General features: G+C 50.4%; 19 protein-coding genes, 1 tRNA gene and 1 pseudogene. 8 read left to right on the forward strand and 13 right to left on the reverse strand.

The window, feature by feature from the left end:
* Window positions 1–108: 108 nt before the first annotated feature.
* Together NNO02_RS18345 and NNO02_RS18350 are read left to right on the forward strand one after the other, a co-directional pair.
* Entirely contained in the window at window positions 109–477 is a 369-nt protein-coding gene (locus NNO02_RS18345; RefSeq protein WP_271455448.1) for an NlpC/P60 family protein, read from the forward strand.
* Window positions 477–986 (forward strand): YbjP/YqhG family protein, encoded by a 510-nt coding sequence (locus NNO02_RS18350; RefSeq protein WP_271455441.1) that lies wholly within the window; start codon window positions 477–479, stop codon window positions 984–986. Before NNO02_RS18345 ends, NNO02_RS18350 begins: the two co-directional genes overlap by 1 nt.
* A 55-nt stretch (window positions 987–1,041) precedes the next feature.
* Here the strand turns inward: NNO02_RS18350 and fabB are convergent, their stop codons facing one another.
* On the reverse strand, window positions 1,042–2,262 hold the full coding sequence (gene fabB / locus NNO02_RS18355) for a beta-ketoacyl-ACP synthase I (protein WP_005129715.1): 1,221 nt from the start codon (window positions 2,260–2,262) through the stop codon (window positions 1,042–1,044).
* 159 nt (window positions 2,263–2,421) lie between these two features.
* Between fabB and mnmC the strand changes: the two genes are divergently transcribed.
* The gene (gene mnmC / locus NNO02_RS18360; protein WP_271455442.1) at window positions 2,422–4,422 is read left to right on the forward strand and encodes a bifunctional tRNA (5-methylaminomethyl-2-thiouridine)(34)-methyltransferase MnmD/FAD-dependent 5-carboxymethylaminomethyl-2-thiouridine(34) oxidoreductase MnmC; all 2,001 of its coding nucleotides are present in this window, start codon (window positions 2,422–2,424) and stop codon (window positions 4,420–4,422) included.
* A 130-nt stretch (window positions 4,423–4,552) separates the two neighbouring features.
* On the opposite strand, the gene NNO02_RS18365 is transcribed toward mnmC, so the two are convergent.
* Genes NNO02_RS18365 through prmB form a run of 6 tightly spaced genes read right to left on the reverse strand, consistent with a single transcriptional unit; the run spans window position 4,553 to window position 9,103 of the window.
* A complete protein-coding gene (locus NNO02_RS18365) occupies window positions 4,553–4,828 on the reverse strand; it encodes a YfcL family protein (protein WP_005129722.1) in 276 nt (91 codons plus the stop codon).
* A gap of 32 nt (window positions 4,829–4,860) precedes the next feature.
* Entirely contained in the window at window positions 4,861–5,409 is a 549-nt protein-coding gene (locus tag NNO02_RS18370) for an elongation factor P hydroxylase (RefSeq protein WP_271440231.1), read from the reverse strand.
* Window positions 5,409–6,218 carry a sulfite exporter TauE/SafE family protein gene (locus tag NNO02_RS18375; protein ID WP_103014173.1) on the reverse strand — a complete coding sequence of 270 codons (810 nt, stop codon included), beginning with the start codon at window positions 6,216–6,218 and terminating at the stop codon, window positions 5,409–5,411. Before NNO02_RS18375 ends, NNO02_RS18370 begins: the two co-directional genes overlap by 1 nt.
* Window positions 6,218–7,042: a penicillin-insensitive murein endopeptidase gene (gene mepA / locus NNO02_RS18380; RefSeq protein ID WP_003834823.1), complete on the reverse strand. Its 825-nt coding sequence runs from the start codon at window positions 7,040–7,042 to the stop codon at window positions 6,218–6,220. The genes NNO02_RS18375 and mepA overlap by 1 nt, the downstream gene beginning before the upstream one ends.
* A gap of 3 nt (window positions 7,043–7,045) precedes the next feature.
* Window positions 7,046–8,131 (reverse strand): chorismate synthase, encoded by a 1,086-nt coding sequence (aroC, locus tag NNO02_RS18385; RefSeq protein ID WP_271455443.1) that lies wholly within the window; start codon window positions 8,129–8,131, stop codon window positions 7,046–7,048.
* A 39-nt stretch (window positions 8,132–8,170) separates the two neighbouring features.
* A complete protein-coding gene (gene prmB, locus NNO02_RS18390) occupies window positions 8,171–9,103 on the reverse strand; it encodes a 50S ribosomal protein L3 N(5)-glutamine methyltransferase (protein WP_271440228.1) in 933 nt (310 codons plus the stop codon).
* 166 nt (window positions 9,104–9,269) lie between these two features.
* On the opposite strand from prmB, the gene smrB reads away from it, so the two are divergent.
* Window positions 9,270–9,821, forward strand: a complete 552-nt coding sequence (gene smrB / locus NNO02_RS18395; RefSeq protein ID WP_003839296.1) for an endonuclease SmrB — start codon at window positions 9,270–9,272, stop codon at window positions 9,819–9,821.
* A gap of 100 nt (window positions 9,822–9,921) precedes the next feature.
* Here smrB and sixA read toward each other — a convergent pair whose 3' ends face one another.
* From sixA to NNO02_RS18415, 4 genes are all read right to left on the reverse strand, one after another.
* Window positions 9,922–10,407: a phosphohistidine phosphatase SixA gene (gene sixA, locus NNO02_RS18400; protein ID WP_048211041.1), complete on the reverse strand. Its 486-nt coding sequence runs from the start codon at window positions 10,405–10,407 to the stop codon at window positions 9,922–9,924.
* 208 nt (window positions 10,408–10,615) lie between these two features.
* Entirely contained in the window at window positions 10,616–12,763 is a 2,148-nt protein-coding gene (fadJ, locus tag NNO02_RS18405; RefSeq protein ID WP_271455444.1) for a fatty acid oxidation complex subunit alpha FadJ, read from the reverse strand.
* Window positions 12,763–14,073: an acetyl-CoA C-acyltransferase FadI gene (gene fadI / locus NNO02_RS18410; protein ID WP_271455445.1), complete on the reverse strand. Its 1,311-nt coding sequence runs from the start codon at window positions 14,071–14,073 to the stop codon at window positions 12,763–12,765. The genes fadJ and fadI overlap by 1 nt, the downstream gene beginning before the upstream one ends.
* A 176-nt stretch (window positions 14,074–14,249) precedes the next feature.
* The gene (locus tag NNO02_RS18415; RefSeq protein ID WP_137384194.1) at window positions 14,250–14,534 is read right to left on the reverse strand and encodes a YfcZ/YiiS family protein; all 285 of its coding nucleotides are present in this window, start codon (window positions 14,532–14,534) and stop codon (window positions 14,250–14,252) included.
* A gap of 371 nt (window positions 14,535–14,905) precedes the next feature.
* On the opposite strand from NNO02_RS18415, the gene fadL reads away from it, so the two are divergent.
* Window positions 14,906–16,237 (forward strand): long-chain fatty acid transporter FadL, encoded by a 1,332-nt coding sequence (gene fadL, locus NNO02_RS18420; protein ID WP_005129763.1) that lies wholly within the window; start codon window positions 14,906–14,908, stop codon window positions 16,235–16,237.
* Window positions 16,238–16,297: 60 nt separating this feature from the next.
* Here the strand turns inward: fadL and mlaA are convergent, their stop codons facing one another.
* Window positions 16,298–17,053, reverse strand: a complete 756-nt coding sequence (gene mlaA / locus NNO02_RS18425; protein WP_005129765.1) for a phospholipid-binding lipoprotein MlaA — start codon at window positions 17,051–17,053, stop codon at window positions 16,298–16,300.
* 286 nt (window positions 17,054–17,339) lie between these two features.
* On the opposite strand from mlaA, the gene NNO02_RS18430 reads away from it, so the two are divergent.
* From NNO02_RS18430 to NNO02_RS18440, 3 genes and pseudogenes are all read left to right on the forward strand, one after another.
* On the forward strand, window positions 17,340–18,281 hold the full coding sequence (locus tag NNO02_RS18430) for a formate/nitrite transporter family protein (RefSeq protein ID WP_271455446.1): 942 nt from the start codon (window positions 17,340–17,342) through the stop codon (window positions 18,279–18,281).
* Between the two features lie 75 nt (window positions 18,282–18,356).
* Window positions 18,357–18,431: transfer RNA gene (locus NNO02_RS18435), tRNA-Arg, on the forward strand.
* 160 nt (window positions 18,432–18,591) lie between these two features.
* Window positions 18,592–19,758 (forward strand): annotated as a pseudogene (locus NNO02_RS18440) (tyrosine-type recombinase/integrase).
* 1 nt (window position 19,759) lies between these two features.
* Here NNO02_RS18440 and NNO02_RS18445 read toward each other — a convergent pair.
* Window positions 19,760–21,384 (reverse strand): tetratricopeptide repeat protein (locus tag NNO02_RS18445; protein WP_271455447.1); only part of this gene is annotated, 1,625 nt, incomplete at its 5' end.

Consider the following 21,384-nt stretch of genomic DNA (forward strand, 5'->3'; position numbering starts at 1 on the left):
AATCAAATATATTTACGATATTAATAGCACTATCGGCCATTCCCATCAGATTAAATCCTGTTAAAGCAACATACGAATTTATTACCTATTCCATTAACAGGAGTCATGATGAGTTGGAATAAAACAACAGCGGTTAATTATGCTAAATCACACGCGGGTTCACATTCTCAAGGACGCTGCGCGGAATTTACCCGCAAAGCTATTCAGGCAGGAGGTATCACTCTTGGGCATACTTATCATGCTAAAGATTATGGCCCCATGCTAAAAAGTGCCGGTTTCAGCCCCATTGGCCACGTTGAACAGCCCCGGGCAGGAGATGTAATCATCATTCAGCCGTATGAGGGAGGAAACCCAAGCGGTCATATGGCGATATTTGACGGTCAGGAGTGGTACTCCGATTTTAGACAACGTGATAGGTGGGCGGGGCCTGGCTATCGGGCGGCAAAACCGTCATACACCATTTACAGGAAACAGTAATGAAAGCGTTCTCGCTGATTGCTCTGGTTTTGTTCCTTTGTGGCTGTTCTTCATCCCACCGTGACAGCACTCAGGATGTTAAACAATTCTATCTCGCATGGATGTCCGCATATACACAAGATCGGGACACGTCCGCACTCATGCAACGCTATGTGGCAAAAGACGTTATCGATCGCCTGACACTCATTGATACACTTTACGAGCAGGAAATACGGGATTCTGACTACTTTATGTACGTGCAGGATTACGACCCAGAATGGATCCCGCAGTTACGGGTTGGACCGGCTCAACCCTTTCTCGGTGGCGAAAAGGTGGACGTACAATTAGGTGGGCCGACAGGCCAGGCACCCATGCTGCTGGAAGTGTATACGCGTTGGGAAGACAGGCGCTGGAAAATTTATCGCGTTCGCGATATTAGCGATCGTTATGAACAGCCCATCTACAGTGCCGGGGATATTACCCGAGCGAAAGCATGGTCTGCGGAGATCGCACCAGAATACAAAAGATGAATAAGTAAAAAAGGGAGCCTGACGGCTCCCTTTCGTGTACGGCATGAGCCGAGACTTATGCTTTCAGCTTACGCATAACCAGCGTGGCATTGGTGCCGCCAAAACCGAAGCTGTTAGACATAACAGTCGTCAACGCTTGCTCGGTCGGTTTAGTCACGATGTTCAGACCTGCAGCTTGCTCATCCAGCTCTTCAATGTTGATGCTCGGCGCAATAAAACCGTGCTCCAGCATCAGCAGAGAGTAAATAGCTTCCTGAACACCAGCCGCACCCAGTGAGTGACCGGTCATGGCTTTGGTTGCAGAAATGGCCGGGCTGTTATCGCCAAAGACTTCGCGGATTGCGCCCAGTTCCTTCACGTCGCCTACCGGAGTAGAAGTACCGTGGGAGTTCAGGTAATCAATCGGGGTATCAACACCGTGCATCGCCATCTGCATGCAGCGAACTGCACCTTCACCTGACGGAGCAACCATGTCTGCGCCATCAGACGTTGCGCCGTAACCTACGATTTCAGCATAGATGTGCGCGCCACGAGCCAGTGCGTGTTCCAGTTCTTCGACAACAACCATACCGCCACCGCCTGCGATAACAAAACCGTCACGGTGTGCATCATAAGTACGGGAAGCTTGAGACGGGTTGTCGTTATATTTGGTAGACAGCGCGCCCATTGCGTCGAACTCGCACGCCATTTCCCAGCACAGCTCTTCGCCGCCGCCAGCAAAAACGATGTCCTGCTTGCCCAACTGAATTTGTTCAACAGCGTTGCCGATACAGTGTGCAGAAGTCGCACAGGCAGAGCTGATGGAGTAGTTAACGCCGTGGATTTTGAACGGTGTCGCGAGGCAGGCAGAAACGCCGGATGCCATCGCTTTGGTGACCACATACGGGCCAACCGCTTTCAGACCGCGCGGGCTACGCATTGCGTCAGCACCGAATACCTGAAAACGCGGGGAGCCGCCGCCGGAACCTGCAATCAGGCCAACGCGCGGATTGTTCTGGTAATCTTCTGCAGCAAGGCCGGCATCAGCCACTGCCTGCTCCATAGAAAGGAAAGCATAGATGGATGCGTCGCTCATAAAGCGCACTACTTTGCGGTCAATGAGGCCAGTGGTATCCAGTTTTACGTTGCCCCAGACGTGGCTACGCATGCCGGAGTCCTTCAGCTCCTGAGAGAAAGTGATCCCTGAACGTCCTTCACGCAGAGATGCCAGGACTTCCTGCTGGTTATTACCGATGCTGGAAACGATGCCCAAGCCAGTAATCACTGCACGTTTCATTCAATACCTCTGTAAGTCGCACTATTTTAAAGTTTCGAGTGGCACAATAGCGTACACTTGTACGCCGAACAAGTCCGATCAGCCATTTAATGTGGAAATTTGCGCAGCCAGGCACTCCTCGTTAAGATCGGGGCACAGCCTGTCAGACGAGTAACTTACGTGAAACAATACGCTATACAACCTGCCAACCTTGAATTCAACGCTGAGGGTACACCTGTTTCCCGAGATTTTGATGATGTCTATTTTTCCAATGATAACGGGCTGGAAGAGACACGTTACGTTTTCCTCGGTGGCAACCACCTCGCCGAACGTTTTCCTGTGCACCCTCGCCCGGTGTTCGTGGTGGCAGAAAGTGGCTTTGGTACCGGGCTAAACTTCCTCACGCTCTGGCAGGCATTCGCCACCTTTCGCAACGCACACCCTGACGCTACCCTGGAAAGATTACATTTCATCAGTTTTGAAAAATTCCCGCTGACTCGTGAGGATCTGGCGTTAGCGCATCAGCACTGGCCGGAACTGGCGTCGTGGACAGAGCAACTCCAGGCACAGTGGCCACTGCCGCTGGCTGGTTGCCATCGTCTACTGCTTGATGAGGGGCGGGTTACTCTGGATCTGTGGTTCGGTGACATCAACGAACTCACCGCTAAGCTGGACGAGTCCCTGAACCAACAGGTTGATGCCTGGTTCCTGGACGGCTTCGCGCCGGCCAAAAATCCCGATATGTGGACGCCAACGCTGTTTAACGCCATGGCCAGACTGGCCCGTCCGGGTGGCACGCTGGCAACCTTCACTTCTGCAGGCTTTGTCCGTCGGGGCTTGCAGGATGCCGGTTTTACAATGCAGAAATGCAAAGGTTTTGGTCGTAAACGTGAAATGCTGTGTGGCGTGATGGAACAGACGATGACGCCTCCTTCATCAGCACCGTGGTTTTTGCGTACAGGAACGAAGAAACGTGAAGCGGCCATTATTGGCGGTGGTATTGCCAGCGCATTACTGTCTCTGGCGCTACTGCGCAGAGGCTGGCAGGTCACGCTCTACTGCGCTGACGATAAACCCGCGCAGGGTGCTTCCGGCAATCGTCAGGGCGCACTCTATCCGTTGCTCAGTAAACATGATGCGGCGATTACGCTTTTCTTCCCCACCGCATTTACCTTTGCTCGTCGCCTGTACGATGCCCTACCCGTTAATTTTGCCCATGACTGGTGTGGTGTCACGCAACTCGCCTGGGATGAGAAAAGCCAGCAGAAAATCAACCAAATGCTGTCACTTGAACTTCCCAAGGCACTCGCCGTCGGGGTGGACGCAGACCAAATCTTGCAAACCACAGGCGTTGTGACCGAATGTGATGGCATCCAGTACCCGGCCGGTGGATGGCTGTGTCCGGCACAGCTCACCACTGCCGTGCTCGACTATGCGACAACGCTTGGGTTACGTACCCAGTACCAACACACCCTGACCTCACTTGCTCATCACACCGATAGCTGGCAGCTGCAGTTCGCCAGCGGAGAAGCGGCAACACATGAGGTCGTGGTTCTGGCGAATGGGCACTGTATTCACCGTTTTGAACAGACTCAATCACTACCGGTGTATTCCGTTGGCGGTCAGGTAAGTCACATTCCCACGACGCCTTCGCTTTCCGCACTGCGTCAGGTTCTGTGCTACGACGGCTACCTTACCCCGCAAAACCCGGAAAATCAGCAGCACTGTATTGGCGCCAGCTATCATCGGGGGAGTGAAGGGACGTCATTCCGTCATGATGACCAGCAACAAAACCGTCAGCGTTTGATCGACTGCTTGCCGAATGCGGCATGGGCGAAAGAAGTGAATGTCAGTGACAATGCTGCCCGTTGCGGCGTCCGTTGTGCCACGCGCGATCATTTACCGATGGTCGGTAATGTGCCGGACTATAACACCACTCTCGATCAGTATGCCCGGCTTGCAGAAGACAAAGAACATGCTTTAAGTGCACCGGTATACCCGGATTTGTTCATGTTAGGCGCGCTGGGGTCACGTGGGCTATGTTCCGCCCCGCTATGTGCAGAAATTCTGGCCGCGCAAATGAGTGATGAACCGATCCCAATGGATGCCAGCACGCTGGCGGCGCTGAATCCGAATCGTCTGTGGGTACGGAAGTTATTGAAGGGCAAAGCGGTGAAGTAAGATACCATCTCATTATTGCCTGATGCGCTGCGCTTATCAGGCCTACAACTTATCAGGCCGACAAACACCCGCCCACGTAGGCCGGATAAGACACCTCAGTGTCGTCATCCGGCACAATCTCCTTCAATGATTATTTTGTCGCCTTCTGGAACAAGGTGTCCCACATCTCTTTCACTAATGCCTGGTCACGTGGCGAGAGTTCGCCCGCGCTGATGGCTTTCTCCAGGCTGCTGGTCACATTGGCGTACAATGCCTCAGCGGAATGGTCCTCCCCACCGTCCAGTTCAGCAACGGCCAGCGTCAGGTGCCCACGCAAATAACCACTGGCAAACAACTCATCATCGCTGGCGTGCTCTACCATATCGTCGATTAATGCCAGAATGCGTGATTCAAACTCCGCGATCATCTTCTTTCCTCATTGTAAACGTGGCATCGGCGTCAGTTGAGCGCTTCGGGCCACGGGAATTGTTCCGCCTTAAGTTCAGGCGTGTGATAATAATTCTGTAGTGCGTTAATGAAACGCGCCGGGCGTTCGGGGATCCCCTGTTCCAGGTACTCCATCACCTGGGCATGAACGCGACGCTGGAATACCACGCGATCCGGTTCAAAGTCCCCTTCCAGGTTGTCGCAACTGACGTTAAACGGGTAGCCCGCCGCCATGCAAAACAGCCAGTCAAACGCCTGCGGCTTCACTTCCACATCTTCAAACTGGCATTGCGTCTTCGCGTCGCGTCCATCGGGGCAGTACCAGTAACCGAAATCGACCAGCTCACGGCGCGCCTTGCCGGCGATGCACCAGTGTGAGATTTCGTGTAACGCGCTGGCGTAATAACCATGCGCAAAAACGATACGGTGATACGGTAATTCCGCATCGGCAGGAAGATAGATCGGTTCGTCGTCGCCTTTAATCAGACGGGTATTAAATTCATCGGCAAAGCAGCCGTTAAAAATCTCAATTAACTGTTCGTAGTGATGGGTATTATTCATTAGTTCATCCCCAGCCAGTGGAGAATCTCCTGTCCATGATTATCGTAAAGTAATTTGGCACTCATCACTGCGGAAACAATGACAATCATCGGCCGAATGAGTTTTTGTCCTTTGCTGAGCACCAGTCGCGACCCCATCCGTGCGCCAATAAACTGGCCAATGAGCATCACGAACCCAGTCGCCCAAATCACTTTGCCGCCGAGAGCAAACAGCAATAGCCCGCCAATATTCGATGTGGCATTTAATACTTTGGCATGGGCTGTCGACTTCGCGAGGTTATAGCCACACAGCATGACAAAGGCCAGCGCGTAAAATGATCCCGCTGCCGGGCCAAAAAAACCGTCGTAAAAGCCGACGCATCCCCCGGCCACCAGCGCAAAAGGCAACCCGTGCAATCGACGCTGTCGGTCTTCTTCCCCGATTTTCGGCATCAACAGGAAGTAAAGGCCAATACAGATAACCAGAACCGGCAGGATCTGGCGCAGAATATCTGACTGCACGTGCTGAACCAATAGTGCGCCGCTCATTGACCCGATAAAGGTCATGAAGATATTGAGCTTCTGATCCGCCAGGTTAACCACACCACGACGAATAAAATAGAGGGAGGAAGAGATAGATCCCCCGCAGGCCTGCAGCTTATTGGTCGCCAGCGCTTGCGCGGGTGGCATCCCGGCCGCCATCAATGCCGGAATGGTGAGTAAACCACCGCCTCCGGCCAGAGAATCAATAAAACCTGCCAGCATCGCCACAAAAAAAAGCACACCTAACAGCAGTGGCGACACCATAAACAGAGAGGCAAAATGATCCATTAGAGTACATGCTCGTCCAGTAGCGCCTGGCAGGAAGGTGGCAACGGCGGCGGTGTCTTCTTCTCAGGCTTGGTGGTTCCAGGTTTTGGAGGTTCGAACCAGCTTTGCAACTCCGCGCCGCAGCCGTCACCCGGTGGTGGTAACGGTTGGTCTTCGCACTCAAGACTGTCGGCAGGGCAACGTAACCGGACATGCATATGCGCACGATGCTGGAACCATGGCCGCACTTTACGCAACCAGTCCCTGTCGGTCCCTGCATCCAGGCAAAGTTGCTGCTTAATCGCCGGGTTCACGAAAATACGCGTTACTTCATTATCTTTTGCAGCCAGCCTGATCAGGCTGAAAATCTCCGGTTTCCACAGTGACGGCACAACACGTTTGCCGTCCTGTGAGACCAGATCTAACGCCTGCGGTCGCAGCAGTTGCGACTGGGTCCAGCGCGTTTTCGGCAGTTGCAAGAAAATATCCACATCCAGTCCCGTCTGGTGGCTGGCGTGACCGCCATTGAATCGCCCACCGGCCGGCATACCCATATCGCCGATTAACACCGTACCCAGCCCCTGACTATTGGCCTGATTACTCAGGCGCTGGATAAACCTCACCAGGTCCGGATGGCCAAAGTAACGACGCTGATCGGTGCGCATCACCTGATAGTGTTCTGACTGTACCGGAAGCGTATCCGCCCCCACGATACAGCCATTGGAGAATGCGCCGATAGACTGTGCGCTACCCGCAACCGGATGGGTAATTTTCTGCCAGGGCGTCGCCGCCAGACAGGCGGTGCTGGCAAACAGAGCCAGCGCCGCAAGTGCCGTTTTTTTCATTTCTTACCAGCGTGGAATGTCAGTCTTCACATCCGCATTTTGCGCCCGCTGGCGCAACAGGTGATCCATCAACACAATAGCCAGCATCGCTTCCGCGATCGGCACTGCGCGGATCCCAACGCACGGATCGTGACGTCCTTTGGTTACCATTTCGACTTCTTCACCAAAGCGGTTGATAGTACGCCCAGGTACAGTGATGCTGGACGTCGGTTTCAGCGCCATATGGGCAATAATTTGTTGCCCGCTGCTGATCCCGCCCAAAATGCCACCCGCATGATTACTCTGGAAACCGTCTTTGGTGATTTCATCTCGGTTCTGGCTGCCGCGCAGCGCAACAACGTCAAATCCGTCGCCAATCTCAACGCCCTTAACGGCGTTAATGCTCATCAGCGCATGGGCGATGTCGGCATCCAGGCGGTCGAATACAGGTTCGCCAAGACCTGCCGGCACACCGTCAGCAACAACGGTGACTTTGGCGCCAATGGAGTCGCCCTCTTTTTTCAGCCCGCGCATCAATTCGTCCAGCGCTTCGATTTTATCCGGGTCCGGGCAAAAGAAGGGATTCAATTCGACCTGAGACCAGTCTTTAATCTCCAGCGGAACATCGCCCATTTGAGTCAGACAACCACGGATTTTAACGCCGAATTTTTCCGCCAGATATTTCTTGGCGATTGCTCCCGCCGCTACACGCATTGCCGTTTCACGAGCGGATGAACGTCCACCGCCACGGTAATCACGCAAGCCGTATTTCTGCTCGTAGGTATAGTCGGCGTGTCCCGGACGAAAAACGTCCTTAATCGCGCCATAATCCTGTGAACGCTGATCGGTATTTTCGATCAGCAGGCCAATGCTGGTGCCTGTGGTAACGCCGTCGAATACGCCGGAGAGGATCTTCACTTGATCCGGCTCACGACGCTGCGTAGTGTAGCGCGATGTGCCCGGACGGCGTCTGTCGAGATCGTGCTGCAGGTCAGCTTCTGTCAGAGAAATGCCCGGCGGAACACCATCGACAATACAACCGAGCGCCAGCCCGTGTGATTCGCCGAAGGTTGTTACGCGAAAGAGTTGCCCAATTGTATTTCCTGCCATCACGGCTCCGTTATGCGTGTTGTGTATCTGCGCGTGTATTTAGTCTTTGTAAATACTGAAGTGCTCACGAGCGGCGATCAACTGCTCTTTGGTCAGCATGAATACACCGTCTCCACCGTTGTCGAATTCCAGCCAGGTAAACGGCACATCAGGGTATTGCTCTATCAGATGTACCATGCTGTTTCCGACTTCACAAATCAGAATACCGTTATCAGACAGGTAGTCCGGAGCATTGCCCAAAATACGGCGAGTCAGCTTCAGTCCATCACTACCGGATGCCAGACCCAGTTCAGGCTCATGACGGTATTCGTTCGGCAGGTCTGACATGTCTTCCGCATCAACATACGGTGGGTTAGTGACAATCAGGTCATACTGGATTTTCACCAGATCGCGGAACAGGTCGGAACGGATCGGCGTTACGTGATGAATCAGACCGTGCTCTTCAATATTGTGTTCGGTAACCGCCAGCGCATCCGTTGAAATATCAACCGCATCCACTTCAGCTTCCGGGAAGGCATAGGCGCAGGCGATAGCAATACAACCGCTGCCGGTGCACATATCGAGGATATGCTGCGGCTGCTCGTTGATAAGACCCGCAAAGCGGTTATTGATCAGCTCGCCAATAGGCGAACGCGGAACCAGCACGCGCTCATCAACATAGAATTCATGCCCGCAGAACCAGGCCTTGTTGGTCAGGTAAGCCACCGGAATACGCTCGTTGACGCGACGAATCACACGCTCAACAATACGATGACGCTCGCTGGATGTCAGACGTGCGGTACGCATGTCCTCAGGAATATCCAGCGGTAGATAAAGAGACGGCAGCACCAGCTGTACGGCCTCATCCCACGGGTTATCCGTACCATGGCCATACCAGATGTTCGCTGCGCTAAAACGGCTGACCGCCCAACGCAACATGTCCTGAATGGTATGCAGTTCACTCACTGCTTCATCGACGAAAATTTTATCCACGTATTCCTCCAGGGCATGCTCGCATTAAATTCGGCGGCTAGTTTGCCACGAAGACGGCGATAAATCAGCATTCACACGGAGCCTGAACGCGAAAATTGCGTTTTAAGCGATCGGATGCCCGTCGAGTCGGGTTAAACTAACGGAAAATAAAAGTTGAGACTCTCGAATGAAAAAGAAAACATCGCTCAGCGAGGAGGATCAGACGCTGTTTCGCCAGCTGATGACCGGCACGCGTAAAATTAAACAGGACACCATTGTTCACCGACCTCCACGTAAAAAAATTGCCGAGGTTCCGGTTAAAAGACTGCTACAGGAGCAGGCTGATGCCAGCCACTATTTCTCGGATGAGTTTCAGCCGCTGCTGAATACGGACGGCCCGGTAAGATACCTGCGTGCCGACGTCAGCCATTTCGAACTGAAGAAAATGCGCCGTGGTGATTACTCCCCGGAGCTGTTTCTTGATTTGCACGGATTGACGCAACAACAGGCCAAACAGGAGCTCGGTGCATTGATTGCCGCCTGTCGTCGTGAGCATGTCTTTTGCGCCTGCGTAATGCATGGCCACGGGAAGCACATTCTGAAACAGCAAACGCCGCTGTGGCTGGCACAACATCCGCATGTGATGGCCTTCCATCAGGCACCGAAAGAGTACGGTGGCGATGCCGCACTGCTGGTATTGATCGAAGTGGAAGAGTGGTTGCCACCTGAACTTCCCTGAGGCAGCAATTCAGAAACAAAAAGAGCCGCATTTGCGGCTCTTTTATTTTCCGGATGGCGATTCTGCCATATCCAGACGATGAAACATGGCACGGATTCGATTAAATCGCTTTTGCCATTTTCAAATTACACGGGCTCATCTGCCAGTTAAAAATGCCCTTTCCGCTCTCATCAAGCGTTACGCTGGCTATCGCAGATGTGGTAAACATCGGCGGCGTTTCACCTGGGCAAAGCTCAGACACCAGATATCCCACTAACGGTAAGTGAGAAATCACCAGCGCCGTCGCGATACCTTCATTGGCCAGAGCCTGTAAATAGGCGCTGACCAGACCGACATCGCCGCAGGGAGTCAGCTCCGGCAAAACATCCACACCGGCTGGCAGGTTCATACATTCTCCCACCACATCCAGCGTCTGTTCGGCTCGTAGGAACGGGCTCACCAGAACACGTTCGATATCCACTTTTTGACCTTTCAGCCAGTTCGCCATCAGGCGAGATTCGTCACAACCACAAGAGGTTAAAGGACGAACCGAATCACTGGCGGCATCGAGGGCCGCGTCGCCGTGACGCATGATAAAAACTTGCATATTGCACCGCTTTTGTTAACCAGAATCACCGACACGTTTACACAAAGCCCCTATTGGCAGTGGTAACTATGTGGTGGCCGGCATTGTGCCTTATCCATTCACCGAATGAAACGCTGTTTTTTACCTCAACGGCGTAAGTATAGTCAATCTCTGTTTACATTTTGAGCGTGACACATACATTCAGTGCGGATTCATCCTACCTTTGACCTCATGAATTCAGGTCAGTTTCCCCGATATTCCAGAATCTTTCACCACGTTCCGCCATCTGCAATAACTGTTCACACGGTGTAAACCGTGAACCATATTGCGTGGACAGTCGTTGCAGAACCGCAACCACTTCACCCGCACCGAGAGAATCCATATACCGGAACGGGCCGCCGAGGAATGGCGGAAAACCAATACCAAATACAGCGCCGATATCACCATCACGTGCGCTGCGGACGACCTGCTCACCAAAACAGCGTGCTGCTTCGTTAAGCATTAACATGACACACCGCTCGGCAATTTGCGGGGCTGCGAGTTGGCCCTGACCCTGGACGCCAATAAGCGTATAAATTGCAGGGTCGACCTGTTTTTTGCTTTTACGCCCTTTCGCGCCATAAAGATAGAAACCCCGACCATTTTTTCTACCTTTGCGATCGTCATTCAAAATTGAAGCAACAACATTTGCAGGCGCGCTAAAACGTTCTCCATATGCGGCCTCAAGCACTGGTATAATTTTAGTGCCCGTATCAATTCCGACCTCATCCAAAAGTTGGATTGGCCCTACCGGAAAACCAAACTTAACCAGCGCGGCATCAATCGTGTCGACACGTTCGCCTTCGGTCAGCATGCGAATCGCTTCGTTGATGTAAGGCGCTAAAATTCGGTTTACGTAAAAGCCAGCCTTATCCTGGACAACAATCGGTGTTTTGCCCTGTTTTTTCGCTAACTTAACGGTTGTGGCAATCGTCTGCTCAGAGGTTGTTGCATGCGGGATCACTTCCACCAGTGGCATTTTTTCTACCGGACTAAAGAAGTGCAGACCAATTACCTGTTCAGGTCTGGCAGCATTAGCCGCAATATCACCAATAGGCAAAGATGAGGTGTTCGATGCAAAAATAGTATGAGGGGCACAATTCTGTTCAATTTCTGCCACCATCTGTTGTTTTAACGACAGATCTTCAAACACCGCTTCAATAATCAGATCACGATGAGCAAAACCGCGATAATCGGTGGTTCCCGAAATCAGCGCCAGTTGTTTGTCACGTTCACCTGCCTTGATATGACGGCGACGAACCTTCGTTTCAAGTTGATCCCAACTGTACTTCAGCGCGTGGTTGATTCCTTTAGCATTAATATCTTTGATGCGTACCGGCAAGCCACCTTTACAGGCAGTGACATAAGCAATACCGCCGCCCATCAGGCCACCGCCCAAAATACCGACGCTATTCAGCGGGCCGGGCTTCGCTTCACTGCCGGGATCCTTTTTCACATCGGTATTGGCAAAAAAGATGTTCCGTAGTGCCTTAGACTGCGAAGTCATCGCCAGCTCGCCAAACGCGCGGGCTTCCGCCTCATAGCCGCTGCTGCTGCCCTGTGCGAGACCGGTTTCGATCACCTCAAGAATGCGGTCCGTTGCAGGGTAGTTGCCCAGCGTTTTTTGCGCCGTCTTTTTGCTGACCATACGAAACAGCAGCGCACGTCCCAACGGCCCCGCCAACACACGTTCACGTACGGGCAGCACCCGGTGCGCCGAACTGTCTTTTTTGGCCAGTTCAACCGCGGCTTCCAGCAAAATGGTCTGTGGTACAACTTCGTCCACCAACCCCACCTTGAGCGCCTGTTTTGCCCGGAGCTGTTTTCCTGTCAGGATCATATCCAGCGCTGTACTGACACCAATAAGACGGGGTAATCGCTGGGTGCCTCCGGAACCGGGAAGCAGGCCTAGCTGCACTTCCGGTAAACCCAGCACGGTTTTAACATCATCGGTACAGATACGGTTATGGCAGGCCAGCGCCATCTCCAGCCCACCGCCCAGACAGGCACCATGAATCGCGGCGACAACCGGGATCGGCAATGCATTAATTTCCGCCATGATCTGCTGCCCCTGACGGGCCAGCGTTTCAGCTTCCTGCGCGCTGCGGCAATCGCCTATCATATTGATATCGGCACCGGCGATAAAATTATCGGGTTTCGCCGAAATGAAAACGACGCCACGCAACGCTTTATTGTCGCGAATTTGTTTCAGAATGGCCCTAACCTGAGAAGCAAACTCCGCTTTCAGGGTATTCATTTTTTCTCCGGGTACATCAATGGAGACAACAGCGACGTTATCCAGACGCACGTTGAGCGTAAAAGCCGATGTCATTTCCATTATTCTGCCTCCAGAACCATTGCCGCACCCAGACCACCTGCCGCACATGCGGTGACTAAGCCAAAACCGCCGCCACGACGGCGTAATTCATTGAGGGTTTGGGTGATCATTCGTGCACCGGTAGCGGCGAAGGGGTGTCCATAGGCAATTGATCCACCCAACACGTTGAATTTACTGTCATCGACCTCACCTGTGGCATGGGAACGCCCCAACACTTCGCGGGCAAAACGCTCACTGCCCAGCAACTGGAGGTTCGCCAGCGTTTGTGCGGCAAAAGCTTCATGCATATCAATAAGCGTTAAATCCGCCATGGTTAACCCAGCGCGCTCCAGGGCAAGCGGTGTCGACCATGCAGGTCCCAACAGCATGTCCTGCCAGACATCAATGGCGGTAAAGGCAAAACTACGCAGATATCCCAGCGGTACCAGTCCTAACTCTTTCGCACGCGATTCCGTCATCAAAATCACGGCGGCAGCGCCATCTGTTAACGGCGTGCTGTTGGCCGCCGTAACGGTACCGTGTTTTCTGTCAAATGCCGGACGCAACCTGGCGTAATCCGCCATCGTCGAGTTACCGCGAATATTGTTATCTTCTGAAAAAGGATCTTTAAAGGGGGGGGCGTAGGTCGTCATCACCTCATCCGCAAGTTTTCCTTCAGACCATGCCTGAGCCGCGCGCTGATGAGAACGGTGCGCCAGCGCGTCCTGCTGCTCTCGGGTAATACCATAGGTTTTGGCCATTTGCTCGGCGGTATCCCCCATACGCAAACCGGTGGAGTACTCAGCAACAGCCGGTGGCACAGGCATCAGATCGCGCAAGCGCAATCGGGAGAAGAGCTTCAGACGTTGTCCGGTTGTGCGGGCTTTATTGACATCCACCAGTACTCGCGCCAGCTTTTTGCTGACGCCAATAGGCAGAACGGAAGAGGAATCTGCGCCGCCGGCAATCCCAGCACGAATAGTACCGGCCATCAGGCTTTCTGCAACATTCGCCACGGCCTGAAAGCTGGTTGCACAAGCCCGGCTTACGCTGTAAGCATCCGTATGCACATTCATCCCGGTTCCCAGAACGATTTCCCGGGCAATATTGGGGGCTTCTGGCATTTGAACCACCTGGCCAAAAACCAGCTGTTCAATCACGTCAGCGGGTATTTCGCTGCGGGCCAGCAATTCACTAACAACCATTTTTCCCAAATCAACGGCGGGAATGCCATGAAACGCGGTAGCCTGACGGGCAAATGGCGTACGCAACCCGCTCACGATGGCGATACGGTCGCCCTGGCGGGTAACCAGCGGTAAAGCCTGACTCATAACACTCCCCTGTAAAAAATAAAAATAAGTGGTCTGACCTGATCACAGTCTTAACCAATTTTTTACATTTAGCCAAGCGGGGAGAAAAGAAAGTGAGAGCTATGACACAGTGAATAGTCACTGACTGTTACGAAAATGCCCTTGCCACAAGATGGTAAGGGCATTAGCAGAAGGGATTAACGCAAGCCCAGCTGGAAAATCAGCGTTTCAGCTTCACAGGCAAAAACAAAGTCGATATCCAGACGCACACCCTCAGACTCTTCAGTGAAAGTCGAGGTGATTTTGCAAGGTTCAGATTCCACGCTGCGTGCCTTCTCAGTCAGAGCGGCCAGCGTTTCTTCTGCCTCTGCGCGATTCGCGAACACGCGGCTGTAGGAAGCGGTGCAATCGGAGTTGTCCATGATGGTGCCAACATCCATACAGCAGCAAACCGGGGTTTCATCAGCACTGCATTTACTCATTGTAGATTTCCTCTGTATTCGCACCTGAGGTGCCAGATAAACGATGGGGATATTTTACGCTCCCATTATTCGCCTCTCCAGTCGTTAATTGTATGAAATGAGATAAGTGACCGAAATCACACTTAAAAATGATCTAAAACAAAAATCGCCCAAACAGGTGAGTGCGCGTACCCGCAATTTTGCCAGCTGGATCGCGTTTCTTAGATCAGAATTGAAAATATTTATAAACATACTTGCAACATTCTGGCTGGTCCGACCTATACTCTCGCCACTGGTCTGATTTCTATGTGGTACCTCAGACCCTACACTTCGCGCTCCTGTTACGGCATGTAACATAGTTTGTATAAAAATAAATCTATGAGGTTATGGTCATGAGCCAGAAAACCCTGTTTACAAAGTCTGCTCTCGCAGTCGCAGTGGCAATTATCTCCACACAGGCCTGGTCTGCAGGCTTTCAGCTAAACGAATTTTCTTCCTCTGGCCTTGGCCGGGCATATTCGGGTGAAGGCGCTATTGCAGATGATGCAGGTAACGCCAGTCGTAACCCCGCGCTGATCATGATGTTTGATCGCCCTACTTTCTCTGCTGGTGCGATTTTCGTTGACCCGGATGTCGATATTTCCGGACGCTCACGTATTGGTAACGACGCCAGCCAGGATAATATCGCCCCAACCGCCTGGATACCGAACGTGCACTTTGTTGCCCCAATTAACGATCAATTTGGTTGGGGGGCGTCAGTTACCTCTAACTATGGTCTGGCAACGGAGTTTAACAATAATTATGCAGCCGGCTCGATGGGCGGAAAAACCGACCTGGAAACGCTCAACTTAAACCTGAGCGGCGCCTACCGTCTGAATAATCATTTTAGCTTCGGCCTCGGTTTTAACGCCGTCTATGCCAAAGCGAAGCTTGAGCGTTATGCAGGCGATCTGCCGCAGCAAATCGTTGCAGGCTCTGGTGGCCGGGTTCCTCCCGCACTGGCCGCACAATACCCGGCAGATACCCAGATTGCGCGCCTGAAGGGTGACGAATGGGGCTTCGGCTGGAACGCCGGTATTCTTTATGAAGTGGATAAAGACAACCGTTACGGTTTCACCTACCGTTCGGAAGTAAAAGTTGACTTCGACGGTGATTACCGCAGCAGCCTGCCATCAATGGACCGTATTCCCGCGCAGTTGCGCCCGGTGTTCGCGAGCCTGCCTGCTGGCACTAACGGCAACACAATCGACGGTTCACTTGATCTGAACCTGCCAGAAATGTGGGAGTTCTCAGGTTATAACCGCGTTGCGCCACAGTGGGCGGTTCACTACAGCATGGCATATACCAGTTGGAGTCAGTTCCAGGAGCTTAAAGCAAAAGGCAGCAACGGCCAGACTCTGTTCTATAAAGAAGAAGGTTTCAAAGATTCTTACCGTATCGCGCTGGGTACTACCTATTACTACGATGACACCTGGACATTCCGTACCGGTATCGCCTTCGATGATAGCCCAGTTCCAGCTAACCGCCGTTCCATCTCTATTCCGGATCAGGACCGCTTCTGGCTGAGTGCGGGTACCACCTATGCGTTTAATAAAGATGCTTCATTGGATGTCGGCATTTCTTATATGCACGGTCAGAAAGTGAAATTCGAAGAAGGCCCGTACTCCTTCGAATCAGAAGGGAAAGCCTGGCTGTACGGTATGAACCTGAACTACGCATTCTGATTTTCATCAGACGTAAAAAAGGTGAGCTTTTTAGCTCACCTTTTTATTTGCCTCAATTCCTTACTCAGAATCGATCTCTTTTAACTCATCCTGAATATCTTTTGCGTTCGGGTTTTCTTCGGGTTTGAGTTTACCGCCATTCGCAATAAAGTCATGACGCTGGAAGTAAGCTTCACGCACCATAATGTAAGGATCTGAAGATTGGCGCAGCAGCCCGTCAGAATCGAGCAGTTGCGCACGCGTTTCAATTCCTTCAACCGTCCATTTACCTATCGACAACGGCCAGGTTAACCAGGACAGAACCGGATACAGCGTATCCACCATATCGCCGCCATCATCACGCAGCGTGAAACTGCCGTAGAACGGAAGCTGCATATATGGACCGTAACCTACATCATAGTGGCCTAATGTGCTGCCGAAGCGGTGTGGTTCAACACGCTGCAACTTCGGATTCGCCATCCCCGCCACATCAATAAACCCGCCCATACCTAGCAAGGTATTCAGGAAGAAACGGGTAAAATGCACCATCCCCTGATAGGGGTCGCCTTGCAGGAAATAGTTAACCATGACAGCCGGTTCTTCAAGGTTGCCCGTAAAGTTGCTCAAACCATTACGGGCCGGCTGCGGAACATAATCACGCCAGGCTACAGCCACCGGGCGAACAACGTATGGATCCAACACATTAAAGTTGAAGTTGTACATGGTGCGGTTGAACCCTTCAAATGGGTCCGAACGCCCCTGCTGTTCAGTACCGGAGCTCGCACACCCCACCAAAAGTGTGGTTCCCAGCGCAAGCGCCGACAGGCGAAGCTTCATAAGTGTCTCCCTGTGTATTATGGCTATCGCTGATTGCCATCCATGACGGAACGATGATGTATCCGCCTGATTAGATGTGAGCGATTGTAACAGCACGTCAATCGATGTCTATATGCCCTAACTTACTGATTTGATCATAGCCTGGTAATACAGACACAGTGATGGTTCATTTTAACGAAGCCAATAAAAACATGCGTTACCATTTTTGCGATTTCAGACTTTATCCACCAGCCTTCAAATAAAAACCGCTACGCTTTAGCAATACGTGCTTATTCAGGATACTGGTATGACTGACATCGAAAAAGAGAAGATTGATCGTCACAGCGACGAACTCCAGGTGGAAAGCGAAGAAAAGCGGAGCGGAAAAAAGATAGAGCTCAATGAGGACAGGCTCCCCTCACGAGCAATGGCGATCCACGAACATATCCGCCAGGACGGAGAAAAAGAGATGGAACGCGACGCGATGGCGCTATTGTGGTCAGCCATCGCAGCCGGACTGTCAATGGGAGCCTCACTGCTGGCAAAGGGAATTTTTCACGTACAACTGGAGGGTGTTCCCGGCGGATTTTTGCTGGAGAATCTCGGTTATACCTTCGGCTTTATTATTGTGATTATGGCCCGCCAACAACTCTTTACGGAAAATACCGTCACCGCCGTCTTACCCGTTATGCAAAACCCCACCCTCGGCAATTTTGGTCTGTTGATGCGTCTGTGGGGCGTAGTACTACTGGGTAATATTGTGGGCACCGGAGTTGCAGCATGGGCGTTTGAATACATGCCGATTTTTGATGAGGCGACCCGCGACGCCTTCATCAAAATAGGCATGGATGTAATGAAAAATAACCCGACGGAGATGTTTGCTAATGCCATTGTCTCCGGATGGTTGATTGCCACGATGGTCTGGATGTTTCCCGCCGCCGGAGCCGCAAAGATTGTCGTCATTGTCCTGATGACCTGGCTGATTGCCTTAGGCGATACCACACATATCGTCGTGGGTTCAGTTGAAATTCTCTATCTGGTCTTTAATGGAACACTGCACTGGGGCGACTTTTTCTGGCCTTTTGCCTTACCGACACTGGCCGGAAATATCTGTGGCGGGACATTTATCTTTGCGCTGATGAGCCACGCGCAGATCCGCAATGATATGAGCAATAAACGCAAGGAAGAAGCCAGGTTGCAAGCAAAGCGGGAAGCCCAACCACAGAAAAACCAGAAAAAACAGACCTGAATGGCGACTGTTTGAGCAGTCAGGCAGCCTGAGACTTACCGTTGAGAGTAAAAAACGCTATACTCGTGCCGCTTCGTCCCCTTAGTTAAATGGATATAACGAGCCCCTCCTAAGGGCTAGTTGCAGGTTCGATTCCTGCAGGGGACACCATGAACACTTCTCACTAAGTCTAATTAATTCCATAACCCACTGTTTTAACTGCACTCATCTCCTTTTACTTGTCCAGCAAAGTGCCATTATTTCTAATGGAATCTATACATCTCTGCGTATAACATTGTGTATAACTGAGTTCGATCTTTTTTCTATACACATGCTGTTATCTGACATCCAAATAAAACAAGCAAAACCGAAGGACAAACCCTATACGCTTAACGATGGTATGGGGCTATCACTCCTCATCGACACAACGGGCAGTAAAGGCTGGCGTTTCCGCTATCGCTTTGCAGGTAAGCCTAAGATGATTTCCTTCGGTGTATATGGCGATGTGTCATTGGCACAAGCACGTGCTAAACGTGATGAAGCGCGTTCGATGTTGGCCAAAGGGATCAACCCAAGTGAAGCCAGAAAAGCAGATAAGATTGCTTTGCAGTTTGCACATGAGAACAGCTTTGAGTCAGTGGCCAGAGAATGGCACTCATCGAAAAAAGCCACCTAGTCAGAGGGGTATGCAAAAGAAGTTCTCAATTGTCTGGAAAAGGATATTTTTCCTTTTATCGGCCAGCGCCCAATTGAGCAGATTGAACCACTAGAGCTGCTCACCGTCCTGCAAAAAATTGAGAAAAGAGGTGCGCTAGAGCAAACCAGCAAGATCCGCCGCCGCTGCGGTGAAGTGCTTCGTTATGCTGTTGCCACTGGTAGAGCAAAGTATAATTTTGCACCCGATTTAGCTATTGCACTCAGTAAACCTAAAACTCAACACTTCCCGTTCCTGACTGAAAATGAATTGCCTGCTTTTGTCAACGCTCTGGAAAACTTTCAAGGCAGTTTAGTAACCAAATATGCCACACAGTTGCTGATGCTCACAGGTGTGCGCACAATCGAACTACGTGCCGCAGAATGGGCTGAGTTTGATTTGGATAATGCCTTATGGGAAATCCCCAAAGAACGGATGAAGAAGCGTCGCCCCCATCTGGTCCCGTTATCTACTCAGGCCCTTAGCATCCTGAGGCAACTGCAAGTAATTACTGGCAATTACAACCTCGTTTTCCCTGGTCGCAATGATGTCAGGAAACCGATGAGTGAAGCCAGCATTAACAAAGTGATAAAATTGCTTGGTTATCATGGTCGGTTAACTGGTCATGGCTTCAAGCATACTATGAGCACCATCTTGCATGAGCATGGTTTCGAAAGCGCATGGATTGAAATGCAGCTTGCGCATGTTGATAAAAACTCTATTCGAGGTACATATAATCATGCACATTACCTTAAAGGCAGAGGTAAGATGCTTCAATGGTACTCATCTTACCTTATTGGTTAATTTACTTCTCAATTATTGAACGCACATCAACGACTTTTGAGAAAATAGAGTAATTATCGATACTTTTAAAATATTGTATACCCTTCGAAAAGTCTCTAGTTCTAGAATCAAAAACCACCAAAAAACCTACATTTGTTTTTCTACTCTCAAGATAATGTAATATCTGAGACTCTCCCGATAATGCATAGTTAGAACTGTATCCATTACCACACATTTTTAGTTCAATAACCACCTTAACACCATTATTCGTGACTAAATAGATATCTATAAAACCTGCTCCAGCTCTGGGCTCTTGTATTAACTCGATTGAGCCAGGTGCAAATCTGGCGGAAAAAAACATTAATAAGGCATGCTTTGCTATAGTTTCAGGTTTAGATGCCCATTTGTAACCATCATCACACTTGTTCCAATAAAGCATTCGAGAATGACTAGATACAGATGCACAAAAATCATCTAATGCCTTTGATATGTCATTTAATGTGATATCAGCATTAACAATTTGCTCTGAGACGATCTCCTCAGGTACAAGTTCATCTATATTCTCTATGCACTTAACAATATAACCATCGATATCTTTAATATTTTCAGAAGAAGATCCACTCCTTACATGCTTAAACAACTTATATGCCAGCTTATAATCCCTTAACTCAAACCGAACCTTCGCATAAATGTATGTAATATTAGGTAACTGCCCAACCTCTTCTATTTTTTGCTTCAGCAAACACGAGGCTTCTTCCAGCTGCTTCTCTTGAAGAAGTAGAGTTATTATGTTCTGAAATGCGATTTTGTTACTCTTGTTAGAACTTAAACTTTCCTGCAATTTCTCTATTGCAATAGATACATATTCATTTTTATGATATTCCTCAGCCATTTGTTGGAAAATCAAAGATGTCATGTGGTAATCTTTCATTTCTCGGCTATATTTCAATGCTTCATCTAGTAATTCAATTTTCGCAGTGAAAGTCAACTCTTCATTTAAATACTTGGCCATTGTATATCCAAGCTTAATATTCGCTGAGCTTTCCTCATTAATTATGGAGTTTAAATTACTACGAGAAACTTCGCTTCCCTCCTTCAAATATTCAGCAACATCTCTGGCAATAAAAAATTCAGCATCGTCTATATGAGACTCTAGCAACATATACTCTTCTTTTATTTTATCCGCAGCAGCATCATCTTTCAGCCCCCTATAAATAAACTCAAGTTTTATAAGGCTAGCATGCAACTCCATCTCACCACCAATTAATCCACGTCTTAAGGAGCATGCTGTGATTACAGGTTCCTTGGCATCTTCGTATTTTTCAAGATCTATTAAAATAGACCCTTTTTTCTGATACAGTGCTGCTGTTTTATTTTTGTCCAAGCTGCTATCCGATGATTGCAACTCAATGGCCTTATTGATTAGTGCCAATGCTTCATGATTATCCTTCCCTTGTATTCTCTCTAACATTGACATAATCATGTTGACCGCATCATGCTTCAACCCGCTAATAAGAAAATGATCAATTGCTTTTAATGTATAGTTCTCGAAATCCTTATCATGTATTGATAATCTTGCAAGATTTCTGAATGCAAACCCTAAAATAGAATTAATGGTTGTTTTTTTAATAATATCTTGTAATACAA

It is taken from the genome of Citrobacter sp. Awk 2, assembly GCF_028069815.1.
Lineage (GTDB): Bacteria > Pseudomonadota > Gammaproteobacteria > Enterobacterales > Enterobacteriaceae > Citrobacter.